Source organism: Flammeovirga sp. SJP92, from assembly GCF_001583495.1.
Classification (GTDB): Bacteria; Bacteroidota; Bacteroidia; order Cytophagales; family Flammeovirgaceae; genus Flammeovirga.
In genome coordinates, this window is the sequence record NZ_LQAQ01000090.1 from 62,879 (window position 1) to 82,359 (window position 19,481).

Genomic DNA, 19,481 nt, shown 5'->3' on the forward strand with positions numbered 1-19,481 from the left:
TTATATAATAATTTATAATGTTATTCTGCGAAATAATTGGATATTATTTATTGTTTTCTGTTTCTTTGTTAGGTACTTAAATTAATGAATGTTTTTTCATTTAATTTAAACTTTAATTTACCAATAAACACAAAATAGACAACAGAATAATTGATGAACAAGATTTCAGTAATCGGTTCAGGTACTATGGGTAATGGAATTGCTCATGTATTTGCTCAACATGGATATGATGTTTCTCTCATAGACATCAACGAACAGGCATTGGATAAAGCAATTGCCACTATTTCTAAAAACCTAGACCGTTTAATCAAGAAAGAAAAAATCACGGAGGAGGTTAAAGCACAAACTTTAAATAACCTCACTACATTTACCTCTTTAGAAGATGGGGTGAAAGATGCTGACTTAGTGGTTGAGGCTGCTACTGAAAATGTAGAAATCAAGCTTCAAATCTTTAGAGATCTCGATCGTTTGACAAAACCATCTGCGATTTTAGCATCGAACACCTCTTCAATTTCCATTACAAAAATTGGTGCCGTAACTCAACGACCTGAAAAGGTAATAGGAATGCACTTTATGAATCCTGTACCTATGATGAAACTGGTAGAGGTAATCAATGGCTACTTGACAGCAAAAGAAGTAACTGATCAAGTTGTGGAGGTTTCAAAGAAAATCAATAAAGTACCGGTGCCTGCTAATGATTATGCTGGCTTTGTGGCCAATAGAATCTTAATGCCAATGATCAATGAAGCCATTATTTCATTGCAAAATGGTGTGGCTGGAGTAGCAGAAATTGATACTATCATGAAGTTGGGAATGGCTCATCCAATGGGACCACTGCAATTGGCAGATTTCATAGGCTTGGATGTTTGTTTGTCCATCATGAGAGTATTACAAGATGGGTTGGGAGATGATAAATATGCTCCATCACCTTTACTTGTGAATATGGTAGAAGCAGGGATTTTAGGTGTGAAATCTGGAGAAGGATTTTATGATTGGGTCAAAGGAAATAACAAAGAATTGGTCGTAAGCCAACGTTTTGAATAGACATAAAAAAGGGGGATTGATCTTAATTGGTCAATCCCCTTTTTATTTTTTCAACTATTGTTGTTGTGTTTTTGCATAAGTGTCAGCCAGTGGCCCTAAGTTAAGGATGTCATAAATCTGCCAACCTGTTGCGGTTTTTCTAAATTTCACTGGTACTTCGTTGGTTTCGGTAGCTCCATCGAGAAGAATAATAAAAGTGATTTCAGCTTGATTTTCTGTCACTTTTCTATCCTTAACGCCTTTGAAATTGGCACCATCACCATTGGCTAATGTCATTAAACCTAATACTTCAGAACTTATACTAACTTCAGTGGGAATTTCTATTTTCCCTTGCTCAATATTATTTTGAATTTCTTGCTTCACCATTTCAATGATAGATGGACGCATAAATGCAATCAAACCTGTAGCAATATCAAGCTCACCATTATTTTTTGTCGTCATGTATTGGATATATTGATCGATTACACTGTTGACAACCTGATCAACATCAACACACTGATTAAATGTTTCTAAATCTTTATTGTCTATTGACCTTTTAATTTTGATAAAGGTCATTTCTGGAGAATCATTTTGAAGATAATAATATGCTCCTCCACCAATTAACAGAAGTACTAAAGCACCTAAAAGTATTTGGACAGTTTTTTTACTCATTCTAGTATTTTTTCATTTCAAAAGTACTCAATCAAAAAATAGTTTTTATTCATTCTTTTTTTGTAAGCACAACGCAAAAATGCCCCTAAAAGGGTTCTATTGAAAGTTTTCTCAAGGTTGTAAGCACAAAATATTAAGAAGAAGCAATATAAAATAATTTCGATTAGTTACTTAATTAGCCCTAAATAAACAAAAACAGCACTTGAAATCATATTCCAAATGCTGTTTTATTACTATTTAAGATTTTTATTTTGATGAAAACAGATGTAGTAATCCTGCAATTGGAGTGTAGAAAAGTACAATTCCAGGATTATCTAATAAAGTATCAACAACTGTCTCAACGGTAATTTCTATGTCTTTATCATGATCAACTATTGGCTGAACCATTTCTAATTGTTCTTCCATCTTTTTAGGATATTTTCCTCCATTACTAATAGCGGCTTTCTCTTTTGTCTTCTCAAAATCATCTTTATGTTTATTAAAAAGAATAGGCCATAAAGCTGGGAAGAACTTAAATGTTCTGCTCATATTTTTCAGGCTGACTTCTAGTAAATCCCAAAGGTTGTAAGGCTTCTGACCGTACAAATCTACAGCCTTCTGCAATTCAATTTGCATCTGATCATGAATCACTTCACTCAATTCTAATATTTCCTCTTCTGAAATATCCTCAATATTTCTATTGCCCAACATCTCATAAGGCTTGATTCTTTTGCCTCTCACAAAAGTAAGATTGGCAGGGAAGGCAAAGTAAAACAACCAAGGTTGAATTGGGATTAAAGTTGTCATAAACCCAATTGGTAAAAACGGTATTCCAAGTTTCTGCACAAAATCATTCAACAAAGAAACACTGTAGCTGAATGGGTTAATGAACTCTCCATTTACTGTGGCAAACGGAATAATATCAGTTTTGTATTTAATACTCATTCTTAGCGTTGAAGTAGCCAATCGCTGTAAAGTATATTTATTATTGAATCCTTTTCCAATACCAGGTACACCTTCTGGATAAACTAAAATATTGGATCCATTATAGTGCATAGCCGTTTCATAATTCAACCATGTAGCATCGATAGCTCCAAGTCTTTTCCAGAAGTGTTTGATCATGAAAGGATTCATAAATTGACTTCTAGATAATGCAGGAGCGGTAATAGCCCTTACACTATTTTTCATCTCAAAATTATTTTTCTCAAATAATCCAGAAACAAAGCTGATGGCATCCCAAGGGAAAGCCATGCCTGAGTGATTACTCGCGAAAATTAAGGGATGATCTGGATTGTTTCTTTCAGGAATGTTGTCAAACCCAACAAACTTGACTCTAAAATAGCCTTCATTGATATGTTTCAGTAGGATTTGAGTAATACTGTAAGCATATCCAGCATCAAAGTAATCATCTAAGATGTGTGCATTATCTTTAATTTCTTTGGGTGCTGATTTAATAATTAGATCCTCACTTACTGACGTACTAGTACTCATGTTTTTGGTGTTATTATCTACACTGTCATTTTTTATATTGTGAAGATCAGTTTGTTGAGTGGTCATTTTTTGAATTATTAAAGGTCAATCAATTGGACTTGTTGTAAACAAAAGTAAAGCTTTTCCTCCAATAAATTCAAAATAATAACAGAAATAACCATTCATTTATAGTATTTAGAATAAAGGTGAATTATAAAATATATCTTTAATACAAATTATATTTCCAAATCTATAATTACTTTTAATCCTATATTAGGAAAAAGTAAACTTTAAGAAAGCCATAGCCATAGATGAAAAACAAAAGCATACTTACCATCATATTATCTTTCACAGTGTCTTTTGCCTTTGGTCAAATTGACGCAGTAAGTGATAGTTTAGATGGTGTAATCACAACTTCTATTGATGCTTCCCAATTCAAATTCCAGCACTCTCAAGAAATTGAAGAAGGTTTTTATGAAGTGATAAAAATAGATGAGCTTTCCGATTTTTATCTGGTTTTTATTCAAAAGGATAGCTTGAAAAGGACTATACATTCTGAGAAGAAACCTTTTAGAAAGGGAGAACAGTTGAAGGAAGGAAATCGCTATTTTTTTAAATTATCATGCAAGGACACGTTGAGGAATGGACTTTGTGTGCCGACTATTCCGCATGTCACTTACTTTAATAAATATATAGGTCATGAAATAGGACAATTGATGGTAGCGGAGAATCTTGTTGGATTATCTTTGAAAGAATAATATTGGGAGTACATACATCCCTTTTTTCTAAAGAAATTATTGTGATATATATGAAAGATTAGATGGATTATTTTTTTACAAAAAAAACCTCAAATACTCAGAGAAGTAAATGAGGGGTTTTGAATTTTATATTCTTCTTCTTAAAGCTCAGTTAATACGCCAAACCATTCAGTGCCATATCCTTCTGTTACTTGTGCGTAGAAATAAAGATCTACAGAGATCAAACCTACTATGATTAAGCCTAATGTGATAAATGCATTTCTAACTAGCATTTTACTCAAGAAAACTTTATAACATTTAATGATTATTGCAATGTTGGCAACAACTAAATAAAGTGTAATAAACGGAGCCATATTAGTTTTTTTCGTGAAACATAATTTTATCTTCATTAACGTAGCTCAGAAAAAAGGTTAAGTATTTTCACTTAATAAACTCAAATGAATATTTATTCATGTAGATTATTTAAGGTTGTTATGATATGGAAAGTTTTGTTTATTGATTATATTGTGAAACAAATCATTCATTATTACCAATAAACACAACACTTTAGACACAGAAATGAATACAACAGAAACTCAGAAAATAGAATTGACTGAGGGGCAAAAAGCGTTTTCTAAGAAAATGCTAAGTCCTTTTAAGTTCAAACTATTTACAATGACACAAGTACCTCTTGGTTTTATCGCAGGGATGAAATTAGTAGAGTTAAATGGCAATCAATGTTCAACTACCTTACCTTATAAATTCTTAAATAAAAATCCATTTAAGTCAACTTATTTTGCAGCACAAAGTATGGCAGCTGAACTTTCTACAGCTGCGTTAGGAATGCTTCATCTCAATGAACATTTAAAAAAGATCGCATTTATCATTGTAGATATGGATGCAGAGTTTCACAAAAAAGCTGTAGATAAGGTGACTTTCGTTTGTAAAGATGGACACTTGGTGAAGGAGGCCATTGCAAAGGCTTATGAAACAGGTGAGGGACAGGTAGTGAAAATGGAAACAATTGGGACTATGCCTGATGGAACTATTGTTTCTAAATTCCATTTTACATGGTCTTTTAAAACAAGGAAAAGATAAAAATATGATATTATAAGTTTTAAAATAATGCACTTCGGAAAGGAGTGCATTTTTTATGCCTTGATGATCACGGAAATTAGGACAAAAAAAAGCAGATCATTAATGATCTGCTTTTTTTAGTGTTGTGTGTGCGATTGTGTGTTTCAAACATCAAGATTATATTTCTACAATCTCGATTAGCATTGTGTGTTATTACTATGTTGTTTATCGGTAGTACAAATATTGCAAAAGTGTACTTAATACACAAGTTTTAAATGTAATATTTACATTTAAGTTTGTGTTTTAACTAAAATTAACATTAATAATCCAAAATCATCTATTATTTAGAGGATTATCATCAAATAATCATATTTATGAAGGAATACATCACGACTTTAGAAGAGTTATTTAAGGAGAATTCTGATGCTGAAAGAGCCTTACAGCAGAAGGCTTATATGAGGAATCAGTTTGAATTTTATGGATTGACTTCTCCAAAAAGAAAGGAATTGCAGAAACCATTCTTGCAGAAAGGGTATTTGCCAGAAAAAGAAGAGGCCTTTAAAATAATCAAAATACTGTGGCAGAAACCGCAAAGAGAGTTTCAATTATTTTGTTTGGACTTGTTGGATAAATATCAAAAAAAGTATGAACCGGAAGATATTACTTTTTTAGAATGCCTTATCACTGAAAAATCATGGTGGGATACAGTTGATTTTTTAGCGTACAAACAAGTAGGAGCTCTTCTTAAGAAGTTTCCCAAACTGCAAAAAGAGTACTCTTTAAAGTGGTTAGCTTCTGATGATATGTGGTTGCAGCGAACAGCAGTATTGTTTCAGTTGAAATATAAAAAGGAACTTAATACTAGTTTGTTGGTGGAGAATATTGAACCATTGTTAGGTTCCAAAGAATTCTTTATTAATAAAGCAATTGGGTGGGTGCTTAGAGAATATAGCCGAACTGATCCTGAATGGGTGATTGAATATGTAGGCCAGACAGAGTTAAGTAATTTGAGTCGAAAGGAAGCGTTGAGACTTTTGGAAAAATAAAAAGGTTGATACACTAAGTATCAACCTTTTTGAAGATTTTATGAGAACTGACTCTTTAATCTTAATTGAGTCAACTTGTTTTTAGTGTCTAAAGCAAAATCATTATTAATGATCCAATCATAATAATGAGGATCTTTCTTTAAGGTATCAACCACAGATTTGCCTTTATATTTTCCGAAGTTGAAAATAGCATCACCTTCATTATTCAAGACCATTCTTCCTGCAAAATCAACCAAATTACTTGCTGTAAGGTCGTGAAGTGCATTCATGTCATTTTTTACAGGTTCATAATCTTTTCCATGTTTGTCTTTGATGGTTACACCTTCATAATGCTTCACCTGAGCATCAATAACATCTAGTGTGGCAATGGTGTCTGCTTCTGCTGAGTGAGCATCTTCAAGCTCTCTACCACAGTAGAATTTCAACGCTGCACCTAGTGTTCTAGGTTCCATCATAAAGAAGATTTTTTGAGCATCCACAATTTTTCTGTTGCTAAAATCAAATTCAATTCCTGCTCTCAAAAATTCTTCTGTCAATACAGGTAAGTCAAAACGAAGAACATTATAACCGCCAATATCACAACCTTTCATGAAAGCGGCTATTTCTTTAGCAATTTGTTTGAATGTGGGTTTGTCTTTGATGTCATCGTCGTAAATACCATGAATTTTACTTGATGATGATGGGATATGGCATTCTGGGTTTACTCTATACGTTTTAATAGTTCTATTGCCATTGACATCAGCCTTCACCATGGAAATTTCAATGACTCTATCTTTTGTAACATTAGTACCAGTTGTTTCTAAGTCAAATACCACTAATGGGTTACGTAAATTCAAATTCATTCTTTGTCTTTCTTGTCTTTAGTTGTTCCTAAGTAGCAGACGTCATCATTGTGATTTAATGCTGTCATATTACTTACTAAAAATTTATTTTTGAAGCCATTGTCTATATAAAAACTGTTGTTCTTTGGATGGATTTTCTTCTTTATAAAAGACATCATACTCCTTTTCTTCCAAGATAAGAGTTTTGGACTTCAGATTTATTATTTTCCCATTTCTCCTAACTTGGAGTTTCAATTTAGGGAATTTTTCAGGGTGATTGATGTAATTATTCATTAAATCACCAATATTTTCCATAGTAACTGGAGTGTTATTCATTTTTAAAAGAACATCTCCTGTTTGATAACCGATTTGTTTACCAAATTCATCCATATCAACAACATCTTCTACAAATATTTCATCCTCGTCATTGATTGAAATTCCAATATTTCCAAAAGTGGCAAAAGTATTGATTTCCTCAGGATTGTAAGTTATGCCTACTTTTTCGAAAGTTTCTGTGTAGGGGAAGGTATTGGGAGCATCAACAAATTTTTCTAGAAATACTTTTACTTCAGGAACACCTGTAATGCTATCAATCACGTTGAATAATTGGTCGTCTTTAAATGAACGGTCTGAGCCATAAGTGGTGCTCAGTTCTAGCATCAAATCTCGCAGGTTGTATTTTCCTTTACTATTTTCAAGTAATATAAGGTCAAGTGCTAAGCCAATAATTGCTCCTTTTTGATAGACATTTCCATACTCACTGCCATATTCATCCAAACATTTTTTACTTAATTCTGTAAATGGAAGATCGTCTTGATAAGTTGACTTTGCTGTAATAATTTTACCTCTCAGTGCATCAAGATATGTTTCCTCATCAATTAAGTTGTTTTGAACTAATGCAAGCCCTGCGAAGTATTCTGTTACACCTTCATACAGCCATAAGTGCTTCGACATTTTAGGTTCCATGTAATCAAAATTAGCAATCTCTTCAGAGTGAATACTTAATGGAGTAATGATATGAAAGAATTCGTGTGCGGCAATTTCCTGTATTACTGGAAGAATAACGGAAGGACTTTCTTCTGGAAGGAAATAAAAAGAACAATTCCAATGTTCTAATGCCCCCATGGCTCCAGATACGCTTGGCTTATCAGTAAGGTAAATTAAGAAAGAATAATGATCAGTAGGAAGTTGATCTTTCAAAAATGTTTTTTGAGCCTCTAATACATCAATCAGTTTTTGTCCCACCAAGTCTGCATTCAATTTATTATTGGGAGAGTAGATGCTCACAAAAACTTTAGTTGTGCCTACATTTAAAGTGATAGTATCTGCCTCTGTGTAAATAATTGGATTATCTACAAGGCGATGATAGTTGATGACATTGAAATGATCAGTTGTGGCATCTCCTTTAGCTCTAGTAAGGGCACTGCCACCATACAAATTAGAAGGTTTTTTGACTTCAATGTGAAAAGGAAAGTTTTCCATTCCATCAAAATAGCCAAAGAATCCATGATTATTAATAACAAATACGTCTTCTTCTTCAATGTTGGTACCGGCAGGCTCAAATACCTTATTAGGCAAAGATGAGTCCCACGTGTCATCAACTATGTATTGAATCTTACTTAAATCAGTAATGTTGGCAATTTTATACTGATTCTCATTCAGCTTATTTACTTCAATAGTTTTTCCTTTTGAATCATAAGCAATTAGATTAGAAACAAACCTTCCGAAATCATAGATTTTATAGGTTCCAGGAACAATAGCTGGAAATTGGAAGATATCACTTAATGGCGGAGAGTCAATGGTTAAGGACACTTCTAATTTGTCCTCTTCAACATTATTCAAATCTATATTATAGTGATATTGGAATGTTTTGTCTTGTGAAAAACATTTTGTGTTGCATAACACCGATATTAATATAATAAGCAGTAAATAATTCTTCATTCCAAAAATTATAACATAGGACTAAAAAGTGAGTTTGGTACCCTTAAATGGATGTCAAACTTGCTCCAAAAAGCATAAAGTCTTCAAATTTAATAAAGTCTGAAAATTATTATTAACACTCTTGTCACTTTCTATTCTATTTAGTATTAAATATTTGACTTTGAATTATTTTAATTTGAATTAACATACGTTCGTCTATTAATTTCCAATTCAGTAACATTCTCCGTACTTTTGTACTCCTTTATAAAATAAGTACTGAAGCAGAATTAAAATATATTGATTTTGTTTGAGTGCTCACAGGTGATTAACAGTCTGTTAGTATGAGAAAAGTTGCGTTCTACACGCTTGGTTGCAAGCTGAATTTCTCGGAGACGTCTACAATTGGTCGTCAGTTTGAAGAGAAAGGCTATAAAAAAGTTGAATTTTCGGATACACCCGATATATATATTATAAACACTTGTTCTGTGACTGACAATGCAGATAAGAAGTGTCAAAAGATTGTTCGTGAAGCGAAAAAAATTGCTCCAAATTCATATGTGGCAATTATTGGCTGTTACGCTCAATTGAAACCGAAAGAAATTTCTGAGTTGGAAGGTGTGGATGCTGTATTGGGCGCCGCTGAAAAATTCAGATTGCTAGAATTGTTGGATGGTTTTGTGAAAGACGAAGCTCCAAAGGTTTTAGCTACGGAAATTAAAGAAACGAAAGAGTTTGTTTCTGGTTATTCGATGAATGACCGTACAAGAACATTCTTAAAAGTACAAGATGGATGTAACTACAAATGTTCATTCTGTACTATTCCTTTGGCAAGAGGGAAGTCAAGAAGTGCTACTATTGCTGATATCATTAAAAATGCTGAAGAAATTGCTGCTACTGATACAAAAGAAGTAGTATTGACAGGTGTGAATATCGGTGATTTTGGTATTATTGATGGAAGACGTCAGGAAAGATTGATTGACCTTTTAAAAGAGTTGGATAAAGTAGAAGGAATTGAAAGATTTAGAATTTCATCTATCGAACCTAACTTATTGGATGAGGAGATCATTGAATTCTGTGGTCAGTCGGATAAGTTTGTTCCTCATTTCCATATTCCATTACAATCAGGTTCTGACAAAATGTTGGAACTGATGAGACGTAGATATAGAACGGATTTATATAAATCACGTATCACTGAAATCAAATCTCAAATGCCTGATGCTTGTATCGGTGTGGATGTGATCATTGGTTTCCCAGGTGAAACGGAAGAAGACTTCTTGGATACTTATAACTTCTTAAATGAATTGGACGTTGCTTACCTTCATGTATTTACTTATTCAGAAAGACCGAATACAGATGCAGTTCACATGGATGGAGTAGTTCCTAAAGCGGAAAGAGCAAAACGTTCGAAGATGTTGAGAATCTTATCGGATAAGAAAAAGAGAGCATTCTATGAGTCTCAAATCGGAACACAAAGAACTGTTCTTTTCGAGCATGATATTGAAGAAGGGAAAATGTTTGGTTTCACTGAAAACTACGTGAGAGTAGAAGCGAAATATGATCCTGCTTTAGTCAACGAGTTGAAAGATATTGAATTAGTGAAGGTGAATGATCAAAATATTGTAGAGATCAAAGAGCCAGAAATCGTTTACGAAAAACACTAATTTTTCATTTAGATATAAAAAAATCCTCTTTTCAAATCGAAAAGAGGATTTTTTGTTTTCAAGCAGTTGCTTAATGTATTCTTACGGATTAGTAAGAAAAGTTGTGAAGCATGATTGGCATCACAAGCATTAAAATATTTTCATCTTCACCTTGATCTTCAGGAACAATCAATCCTGCCATACCTGGCTCAGACAATTGTAAAGTGATACGATCAGAAGCGATGTTGTTTAAGATCTCAATTAAGAATTTAGCATTAAAACCAATTTCTAAATCTTCACCATCGTGCTCACAGAATAAACGCTCTTTTGCTTCATTAGAGAAATCTAAATCTTCAGCAGAAACGAATAATTCATTGTCTTGGATTTTGAAACGTACTTGGTTGGTAGTCTTGTTAGCATAAATAACAATACGCTTTAAACAACCTAATAACGCTTGGCGATCCAATGTGATGTGATTAGAGTTGTTTAATGGAATTACGTTCTCATAATCAGGGAAACGCTCATCAATTAAACGAGCAATCAACTTCATGCTACCGAAAGTAAACACAGCGTACTGCTCATTGAACTCTAAAGTAATATCTAAAGATTCTGAAGGAAGGATATTTTTCAATTGCGTTAATGCCTTTTTACCCATAATAATAGGAGACATCACACCATTTACTTGAATATCGTTTCTTCTGTATCTTACTAATCTATGAGAATCTGTAGCCACAAAATCAGAGTGCTCTTCAGATAAGTTGAAGAATACGCCGTTCATGTTAGGCTTCATGTCGTCATTACTTGTTGCAAATAAAGTATACCCAATTGCATCGGCTAATGCTTCACTTGTCATTGACAAAGTATTTGACATTTGAAGATCAGGATTAGTAGGGTAGTCCTCAGCATTTTCACCTGCTAATTTATAACGACCGTTGTCTGAACTGATCTCAATTGTATACGTTTCGAAATCAATTGTAAAAGTAACAGGTTGCTCTGGTAAGTTCTTTAATGTATCCGTAAGCATTTTTGCAGGGATAGCAACGTTACCGTCAGAGTTAGCCTCAACGTTCACTTCAGAAATAATTGTCGTCTGCATATCTGATGCAGTAATTCTTAATACCCCACCTTGAATTTCAAATAAGAAATTTTCAAGAATAGGCATAGATGGGTTATTAGGGATAACACCATTCAACATCTGAATTTGCTTCAGAATTGTAGATGTGGATGCAATAAATTTCATTATCTTTTTCTTCTATTTTTAGAAACCAACTTTTTGACGAACTTCCTCCAGCTTCTTCAAAGCAATTGCTTTTGCTTTTTCTTCTCCAATGCTAAGTTCTTTTTCCAACTCATCAAGATTTGACATATAGTAGTCAAACTTCTCTCTTGCTTCAGCGTATTTGTCTAAGATAAGATTCAATAAAGCAGTTTTAGCATGACCGTAGCCATAGTTACCACCTGTATAGTTATTTCTCATCTCTTCGATTTGCTCTTCAGAAGCAATCAATTTATACATTGCAAATACATTACAAGTATCAGGGTCTTTTGGAGACTCTAATGGTAATGAATCTGTTTGGATCTTCATCACTTGCTTTTTCAGCTGACCTTTTGGTAAGAAAATATCAATTACGTTACCATAAGACTTACTCATTTTACTTCCGTCAGTACCAGGGATTGTCATGATCTCTTCATCGATGACAGCCTCAGGCATTACGAAAGTTTCACCATATTGACGGTTGAAAGCAGAACAGATATCTCTTGTGATTTCAATATGTTGCTTTTGATCTTTACCTACAGGTACTTTCTCAGCATCATACAACACGATGTCAGAGGCCATAAGTACAGGATATGTAAATAAACCAGCATTGACATCAGATAACTTGTCAGATTTATCCTTAAATGAATGCGCATTAGCTAACATCGGGAAAGGTGTTAAGCAGCTCAAGTACCACGTTAACTCACAAACCTGAGGAATCTTCGATTGTCTGTAGAAAATATTCTTTTTAGTGTCATAACCCAAAGCCAGCCATGTAGCAGCAGTAGCATACACGTTGTTCTTTCTTTCTTCTGCATCTTTGATGGTTGTCATCGAGTGCAAATCAGCAATAAAAAGGAACGCCTCGTTATCGTCTGACTTTGAAAGTTCAATTGCAGGTTGGATTGCACCTAAAACATTTCCTAAATGTTGTCTTCCAGAGCTTTGTACTCCTGTTAGAATTCTTGCCATGTTTAATCTCTGACTAGTCTAAATTTTTGTCTTTAATTTAATGTGCGAAATTAACAAAAAAATACTCCAACAAAAACTAAATACTTCACAACATTTCGCTTTCTTTTTCAAAAAAGTGAACACTTGAGATAATTACGGTCTTCATTTTAGAAATTTGTAAGATTTTATTCAATGAAAAATAATCAGGTTTTAGATTCTAAGATGAAATAGGAATTATTATTTAATAAAGCTGAGAATATATGTCTATAACCATGAGTGACTTTAAACATTGTTCTTCATATTGCAGACATATTACCTTTAAGTAGTTAAAACAAATAAACATGGCATTAATAAAAAAAGTAAAAGGCGTAGCTCCAGTGATTCCTGAGAGCTGTTTTCTAGCAGACAATTCAACAGTAGTAGGAGATGTGATAATGGGTGAGGAGTGTAGTGTGTGGTTTAGTGCTGTTGTAAGGGGTGATGTAAATAAAATCACTATCGGTAATAAATGTAATATCCAAGATGGTGCGGTAATTCACGCAACATATCAAACTTCAGCAACAACGCTAGGCAATAATGTGTCTATTGGTCATAATGCTTTAGTACATGGCTGTACAATCCATGATAACGTTTTGGTTGGAATGGGTGCCATTGTGATGGATGATGCTGTGGTAGAGGAAAATGTATTGATAGCAGCGGGTGCAGTTGTATTGCAAAACGCCCGTTTAGAGTCTGGTTACCTCTATGCAGGTATTCCAGCAAAAAAAATTAAACCATTAGATGACAAATTGAAAGCAGTATTTGAAAGAACAGCTAACAATTATGTAATGTACAGCAGTTGGTTTGATGAAGAAGAAGTGGAAAGATAAGCGATTAAAAAAAGGGTTTCATAGTTTGAATTATGAAACCCTTAATTTATAGAGATGAATTAGACTAAAATCTTATTCATCGTGAAGCCATTCTTTTTTGGCTAATAATTCGTCTTCAGTTTCTCTGTAGTCTGGGTCATCAACACAGCAGTCTACAGGACAAACAGCAGCACATTGTGGCTCCTCATGGAAACCAATACATTCTGTACATTTGTCTGGAACGATGTAGTAAAACTCATCCGATACAGGTTCTTGCTCCTCTTCTCCATCAATTGCAGAACCGTCTTCTAATTCTACAGAAGTAAGAGCTGTTCCTTCACCCCAAGACCAATTTACACCTCCTTCGTAAATTGCTGTATTTGGACATTCTGGTTCACACGCCCCACAGTTGATACACTCGTCTGTGATAATAATCGCCATATTGTTTTTCTATTTTAAAAAAGAGTCAATCGGTTAGTGGTTCGCTAACATCAAAGCTGATTTGACATCTTTGTTTGTTTACTATTTCAAACATATCAACTTTATTAGCCGTGATATGTTTTACAAATTTGCATCTTGTATTTACAAAAAACAATAGTAATTGGATTTCATTGATGAAAAACTGCAGGATTATGGGGGTGTTATTATCAAAAATTATAATTTAATAACAAAAAGTTATAACTGAAGAGATTTGATTGATCTTGGTCTAGTACAAATAAAAATAGTATTTTTTTAAGGGTCTTTTGTGAAAAAAATCGGTTTTGGAACTTTTTCCATAACATTTATTTACAATTTAATTTTAAAATCGTTAATATTAGTTATTATAAATTTTACTGATTTCTAAACTTGAAGCTCTTATGATTAAATTAAGAACCCTACTCTTATTAGTCCCATTTTTCGCATTATTTTCATGTTCTGATGACGAAAGCAATGGGCCGGGTCACAACACTTCACCAATAACAGCAGACTGTAAACTGTCCTCTTATTCTTATGTTGAGTCTTATGACAGTTCAAGCATAAACCTGCTTAGATATGAAGAAGCTAAAACCTATACCTACAACGAAGATAAGTTAATTTCTTACCTAGATGAGGCTACACTAAGCGGCTTAGACTCAGCAGGTGATAGACAAGAAAGCTCACAGTCATTTTTATTTGAATTCGAGTATTCTGGAACTGAATTGGTGTCAATATTGAATAATGACCGAGAAATATTAGGTATAAGAAATGTGGATGGAAGACCTTACATCATTTTCGCTGAATCTACTTCTGGTGGCCTAATAGAATTTGTTTTAGAATATGACGGTCAAAATAGATTGCAATATATTTATAATAGAGAAGACGAGGGAGATGACATTGCTTCAATTCCTCATTATGAGATTGTTTATGGTACAGATGGAGATATTGCTGAATTTAGTCAGGTAGCTTCAAATGGAACAAAAGAATTAATTAATGATTTTAATTATAATGATACGATGAAAAACCCTTACCAAGGTTTTGTTTTCTTTCTCCTTTCTATTTTTGAAACCTCTTTTGAAAATGATGGGATATTTTTTGCTGATGCTTCCAAATTAAGCCCAGGTATAACAGAGTCTTATAGATTAAGCATTTATAATGTTAATACAGAAAGGTATGAGAGATTCAATTTCGCGGGAGAATACAGTGAAGATATGACTTATACTACTAATGTTAATAATTATCCTAAAACAGGAAGTATGAGCTTTAATATAACAGCAGGTATTGTAGCTTCAATTAATGAATCCTATTCTTATACAAACTGTGATTAATTTCCTCGCTATTTGTAATACTTTACTTTAAGTGTTATACTTACGTTACACACTTGAACTTTCGTATTACTACTATGGAATTATTCATCGGCATTATACTCATCTCGATGCCAATATTATTTGCTATGGGATTATTGGCGTTTATGATGACTGGGCCAAAAGAAAAGCAGGAGGTAGCCTCTGATTATACTGAGGCTAACAATGAGTAACTATTAAGAATACTTGCAATAATCCAAAACGGGATGCCTTTTACAAAAGCATCCCGTTTTTAGTATTATTCAAAACAAAGATCAATTCAATGATTGTTCTTTTTACAAAATAAGAAATTGTAATACATGTTTTGAATTTGTTTTATAAGGTTGTAATAATTTGATCTTGATATATAGTATATTTTAAATCAATAATTAAACTTATTCAGCAGTTCCTAATCTGTAGACCAATCCAACATTGAGTGCGTGTTTGAATTGTACTGCTTGTCCTTCAGTACCATCATTTCTTGTTACTACTACATCTGGGTCATAAATCAATTGACTTGTAAAGTTCACATTCAAGAATTTATTTACTTTCATATCCAAAGTTAAATCCCAATTGACTACCCATTCTGTTAGACGGCTGTACTGAGAAAACATGTTGTAAATACTTTTGAGTGTTACGTTTTTGACAATTTCTTTATCAAAACCAACTTTAACATTCATACCCAATTGATCTCTAAATTTTTCTCCTGCTTCAAGACCATACTTTTCAGAGAAGATAGTGTCTCTTACAAATGTCATACGATTGGCAACAGGTGAAAATGTAATGTAAGCAAACTCTACAGGAGTGTAAGTTATACCTACATTCAAGTTCAAATAAGCAGGTGCCATGAAGTCTGAAATTTGTGTTTCAATTTCAACTCCTGTTGCATCATCTACGGCATATTCATAACCCTTGTCAAATTGTGTTCTAAAATCACCTGCCGCTGTAAGAAGTACTTTTTTATGCCATTTGTAGCTATAATCAGCTCCAAGATTTAACTGGTCATCTGTTTTCTTGAATTGAAATGCACTATTATCTTGATGGATTAAACCGTAAGCTAGGTCTGTGTAAAGACGTGTAATTGCTCTATCCGTATTTCTGATGGCTTTGTAATTTAAAACACCGCCAAATGAGTACGAACTTTCACCACCACCGGCCCAGTTTACTAGACCCACATTGGAGAAGTTTGCACCTACCTGTCCTGTGTGTTTCCATTTCTTTGGAGGCTGGTCAACGGATGTGGAATCCTGAGCAAAAAGAGAAGATGTAGTGAAAATGAACAGTACAAAAAGAATTAGATTTGAATTTTTAAATTTCATTATAAAAAAAATGATTGAAAATTTTAAAATAGTATTGAAGACTAAATGTTCTTATAAAGAAAAACAATATAAAGAAATAAATAAAAAATAACGTCGATTAAAAATTTCTTCATATATTTCATAATCATCTCCGTTAATTAATATGAACAAGATATCATTATTTTTTCTAATTGGTTTTACCATGATTTTCAGTTATTCTTTTAATGCTTTGAAAGTCAATGGAGAAATTAGTTGGAAGACAGCAGAAGAAGCGATCACTTTATCAAAAAAAGATGGAAAACCCATTTTTATTGATGTGTACACAGATTGGTGTGGTTGGTGTAAAATTCTTGATAAAAAAACTTTTCAAAATAGCGATGTTGTAGAATATGTCTCAGAAAACTACCATGCAGTAAAACTTAACCCCGAAAAAGAAGGATCATTTCAATTCAAAGGAGAAGAGTTCACCAATGAATCGTTTGCGGTGTCTCATGATGTAAACAGTTACCCTGCTATAATTGTTATACATCCTAAGGGGAAGAATAAAGTATTCGTTGGTTACAGAGATTCTGAAAGTTTTTTAGAAATTTTAAAAAAATATAAACGCCAAGTTGATTAGATTTATAGTTTGAAAAATATACCCATTTTAAAGAAATAAAATAACGAGAATAATTTAGGATGATAAACAGAAAAAAAGCACTCATTTTACCTGTACTATTAGTTGGGTTGGGATTATTTGGGTTTTCATTATTAGCACGGATAGAAGCTCCAGAAGATAGCAATAAAAACGCAATTAAAAGAAGTCTATTATTTACTGCATTAAAACAAATGCACTACAATAGTGTGGAAATTGATGATGACTTCAGTGAAAAGGCTTACGATCAATATTTAAAGAATTTAGATCCAAACAAAAGATACTTTCTTAAAAGTGACATTAATAAGTTCAGCAAGTCTAAAGATAAATTAGACGACGAAATTAAGAACAATTATAATACTGAATTATATGAGCTTTCGGTTTCTATCTTCAATCAAAGAAGAAAAGAAGTGGAAGAAATCACTGCTGAAGTTTTATCAAAGCCATTTGACTTTACAAAAAAGGAAGAAATTCTTTTTGATAGAGATGAAATGAGCTTTCCGAAAAATGAAAAGGAAAGATATGACCGTTGGAGAAAGTCATTAAAATATGCCGCTCTTTTAAGAATGAACTCTAAACTAAAAACAGAGGAGTCTAAAAAGAAGAGTGCTGAGGAAAAAGGAGAGGATTACACTCCTATGACCTATGAAGAAATTGAGGCAGATGTAAGAGAAAAAGTCTTGACTAACTATAAAGACGTTTTTGATTATATGAAAAAGCAGGATGAAGAAGATCACTATGCATTATATATTAATTCTATGATCTCTATCTATGGTCCTCACACAGAATATTTCCCACCAGAAAGAAAAGAACAATTTGATACTGAAATTTCTGGTCATTTTGAAGGAATTGGAGCTAGATTACAGCAAACGGGTGGTGAAGTGAAAGTAGTAAGTATTATCACAGGTTCAGCATCTTGGAAACAGGGTGATTTAGAGGCAAATGATTTTATTCTTAAAGTTGCTCAAGGAGAAGAAGACCCTGTAGATATTTCTGGTATGTCTTTGAAAAACTCAATCAAGCTAATTAAAGGACCAAAAGGAACTGAAGTTAGGTTAACAGTGAGAAAGCCTGACGGAAGAATTGTTGTGATTCCAATTATCAGAGATGTTGTAGTGATTGAAGAGTCGTATGCAAAATCTGCGGTTATTGAAGATAAAGAATCAGGAAAGAAAATTGGTTTGATTCACTTACCAAGTTTCTATGTTGACTTCCAAGATAGAAATGGTAGATCAAGTGGAAAAGATGTTTATCAAGAAATAAAGAAACTGAAAGCACAAAATGTAGACGGTATTGTTCTTGACTTGAGAAATAACGGTGGCGGATCTTTAGGTGATGCTGTTGAAATGGTAGGTCACTTTGTAGGTAGAAGCCCAGTAGTTCAAGTGAAGAGTAAAATCTCAGGTTCTAAAACATTAAAACCTGAGTCAAATAATATTGAATATGATGGTCCACTTGTAGTGATGATCAATAGAATGTCTGCTTCAGCTTCTGAAATTGTTTCAGCTGCGTTACAAGATCATGGACGAGCAGTTATTGTTGGTTCTAACTCGTTTGGTAAAGGTACTGTTCAACGTTTCATTGATTTAGATAGAATGTCTCGTTTAGATGACTACAAGCCATTGGGATCATTGAAATTGACAATTCAGAAGTTCTATAGAATTAATGGTGGTGCTACTCAAGTAAGAGGGGTTAGTCCTGATATCAAACTTCCGGATACTTACGCCTATTTAGAAGTGGGAGAAGAAGATCTGCCTTACGTTTTACCTTGGGATGAGGTAGAGCCTTCTAAATACTCTATGTGGCCTCAACAATTACCGATAGCTGACTTGAAAGCAAAATCTGAGCAAAGAGTTGCAAACAATGATGTGTTCAAAATGGTAGAGGAAAATGCACTCCGTTTGAAGAAACAAGATGAGAAGAAATATTATACTTTGAATTTAGAAGAGTTTAAAGTAGAACAAAAAAGATTGGACGAAGAGTCTAAGAAATTAAGAGAAGCTACTGATACACATGATGAGTTTGAGGTGACTGTAATGAAAGACCATTACCAAACTTCTAAACCTGATTCAGTGATTCAAAAATCTGCTGATAAGTGGGCTGAAGCTATCAAGAAAGATGAATATCTTAAGGAAGTAACATTGATTATTTCTGATATGATGGTACAATAAATCAACTCTATCTTTTATCAAAAGGTCATATTTCTATTATGGAAGTATGACCTTTTTTAATTCTTAATTTTTGATGCGGTCTCTCATCCTCAATTTGTAAATTTTAACCTTAAATTTTTCCAAGAAAATAACTTTTCTAT

Annotated in this window: 18 protein-coding genes; 9 read left to right on the forward strand and 9 right to left on the reverse strand. The window is 33.2% G+C overall.

From position 1 onward, the window contains the following. Nucleotides 1-153: 153 nt before the first annotated feature. The gene (locus AVL50_RS19140) at nt 154-1,044 is read left to right on the forward strand and encodes a 3-hydroxyacyl-CoA dehydrogenase family protein (RefSeq protein ID WP_062618096.1); all 891 of its coding nucleotides are present in this window, start codon (nt 154-156) and stop codon (nt 1,042-1,044) included. Between the two features lie 54 nt (nt 1,045-1,098). Here the strand turns inward: AVL50_RS19140 and AVL50_RS19145 are convergent, their stop codons facing one another. Beyond that, entirely contained in the window at nt 1,099-1,695 is a 597-nt protein-coding gene (locus AVL50_RS19145; protein ID WP_062618097.1) for a hypothetical protein, read from the reverse strand. 246 nt (nt 1,696-1,941) lie between these two features. Next, a complete protein-coding gene (locus tag AVL50_RS19150; RefSeq protein ID WP_157491446.1) occupies nt 1,942-3,165 on the reverse strand; it encodes a glycerol acyltransferase in 1,224 nt (407 codons plus the stop codon). Nucleotides 3,166-3,455: 290 nt separating this feature from the next. On the opposite strand from AVL50_RS19150, the gene AVL50_RS19155 reads away from it, so the two are divergent. After that, nucleotides 3,456-3,902 carry a hypothetical protein gene (locus tag AVL50_RS19155; protein ID WP_062618099.1) on the forward strand — a complete coding sequence of 149 codons (447 nt, stop codon included), beginning with the start codon at nt 3,456-3,458 and terminating at the stop codon, nt 3,900-3,902. A gap of 140 nt (nt 3,903-4,042) precedes the next feature. Here AVL50_RS19155 and AVL50_RS33735 read toward each other — a convergent pair whose 3' ends face one another. Continuing rightward, nucleotides 4,043-4,174, reverse strand: a complete 132-nt coding sequence (locus AVL50_RS33735; RefSeq protein WP_256366134.1) for a hypothetical protein — start codon at nt 4,172-4,174, stop codon at nt 4,043-4,045. 286 nt (nt 4,175-4,460) lie between these two features. Between AVL50_RS33735 and AVL50_RS19165 the strand changes: the two genes are divergently transcribed. Next, nucleotides 4,461-4,979 carry a DUF4442 domain-containing protein gene (locus tag AVL50_RS19165; RefSeq protein ID WP_062618101.1) on the forward strand — a complete coding sequence of 173 codons (519 nt, stop codon included), beginning with the start codon at nt 4,461-4,463 and terminating at the stop codon, nt 4,977-4,979. Nucleotides 4,980-5,332: 353 nt separating this feature from the next. Then, entirely contained in the window at nt 5,333-6,004 is a 672-nt protein-coding gene (locus AVL50_RS19170; RefSeq protein ID WP_062618102.1) for a DNA alkylation repair protein, read from the forward strand. 38 nt (nt 6,005-6,042) lie between these two features. On the opposite strand, the gene AVL50_RS19175 is transcribed toward AVL50_RS19170, so the two are convergent. Further along, a complete protein-coding gene (locus tag AVL50_RS19175; protein WP_062618103.1) occupies nt 6,043-6,846 on the reverse strand; it encodes a 3'-5' exonuclease in 804 nt (267 codons plus the stop codon). An 84-nt stretch (nt 6,847-6,930) separates the two neighbouring features. After that, nucleotides 6,931-8,766 carry a hypothetical protein gene (locus AVL50_RS19180; protein WP_062618104.1) on the reverse strand — a complete coding sequence of 612 codons (1,836 nt, stop codon included), beginning with the start codon at nt 8,764-8,766 and terminating at the stop codon, nt 6,931-6,933. Nucleotides 8,767-9,086: 320 nt separating this feature from the next. On the opposite strand from AVL50_RS19180, the gene mtaB reads away from it, so the two are divergent. After that, a complete protein-coding gene (gene mtaB / locus AVL50_RS19185) occupies nt 9,087-10,406 on the forward strand; it encodes a tRNA (N(6)-L-threonylcarbamoyladenosine(37)-C(2))-methylthiotransferase MtaB (protein ID WP_062618105.1) in 1,320 nt (439 codons plus the stop codon). A gap of 88 nt (nt 10,407-10,494) precedes the next feature. Here mtaB and dnaN read toward each other — a convergent pair whose 3' ends face one another. Together dnaN and trpS are read right to left on the reverse strand one after the other, a co-directional pair. Next, on the reverse strand, nt 10,495-11,625 hold the full coding sequence (gene dnaN, locus AVL50_RS19190; protein ID WP_062618106.1) for a DNA polymerase III subunit beta: 1,131 nt from the start codon (nt 11,623-11,625) through the stop codon (nt 10,495-10,497). An 18-nt stretch (nt 11,626-11,643) separates the two neighbouring features. Continuing rightward, on the reverse strand, nt 11,644-12,612 hold the full coding sequence (trpS, locus tag AVL50_RS19195) for a tryptophan--tRNA ligase (protein ID WP_062618107.1): 969 nt from the start codon (nt 12,610-12,612) through the stop codon (nt 11,644-11,646). A 320-nt stretch (nt 12,613-12,932) separates the two neighbouring features. Between trpS and AVL50_RS19200 the strand changes: the two genes are divergently transcribed. Next, the gene (locus tag AVL50_RS19200; protein ID WP_062618108.1) at nt 12,933-13,460 is read left to right on the forward strand and encodes a gamma carbonic anhydrase family protein; all 528 of its coding nucleotides are present in this window, start codon (nt 12,933-12,935) and stop codon (nt 13,458-13,460) included. 72 nt (nt 13,461-13,532) lie between these two features. Here the strand turns inward: AVL50_RS19200 and AVL50_RS19205 are convergent, their stop codons facing one another. Next, nucleotides 13,533-13,880, reverse strand: a complete 348-nt coding sequence (locus tag AVL50_RS19205; protein ID WP_062618109.1) for a 4Fe-4S dicluster domain-containing protein — start codon at nt 13,878-13,880, stop codon at nt 13,533-13,535. A gap of 416 nt (nt 13,881-14,296) precedes the next feature. Between AVL50_RS19205 and AVL50_RS19210 the strand changes: the two genes are divergently transcribed. Further along, nucleotides 14,297-15,223, forward strand: coding sequence for a hypothetical protein (locus AVL50_RS19210; protein ID WP_062618110.1), 927 nt, complete (start codon nt 14,297-14,299; stop codon nt 15,221-15,223). 410 nt (nt 15,224-15,633) lie between these two features. On the opposite strand, the gene AVL50_RS19215 is transcribed toward AVL50_RS19210, so the two are convergent. Beyond that, the gene (locus AVL50_RS19215) at nt 15,634-16,557 is read right to left on the reverse strand and encodes a DUF3078 domain-containing protein (protein WP_062618111.1); all 924 of its coding nucleotides are present in this window, start codon (nt 16,555-16,557) and stop codon (nt 15,634-15,636) included. Between the two features lie 142 nt (nt 16,558-16,699). Between AVL50_RS19215 and AVL50_RS19220 the strand changes: the two genes are divergently transcribed. Both AVL50_RS19220 and AVL50_RS19225 read left to right on the forward strand, forming a co-directional pair. Then, on the forward strand, nt 16,700-17,155 hold the full coding sequence (locus AVL50_RS19220) for a thioredoxin family protein (protein WP_063850800.1): 456 nt from the start codon (nt 16,700-16,702) through the stop codon (nt 17,153-17,155). A gap of 59 nt (nt 17,156-17,214) precedes the next feature. Continuing rightward, nucleotides 17,215-19,341, forward strand: coding sequence for a carboxy terminal-processing peptidase (locus AVL50_RS19225; RefSeq protein WP_062618113.1), 2,127 nt, complete (start codon nt 17,215-17,217; stop codon nt 19,339-19,341). Nucleotides 19,342-19,481: the final 140 nt, after the last annotated feature.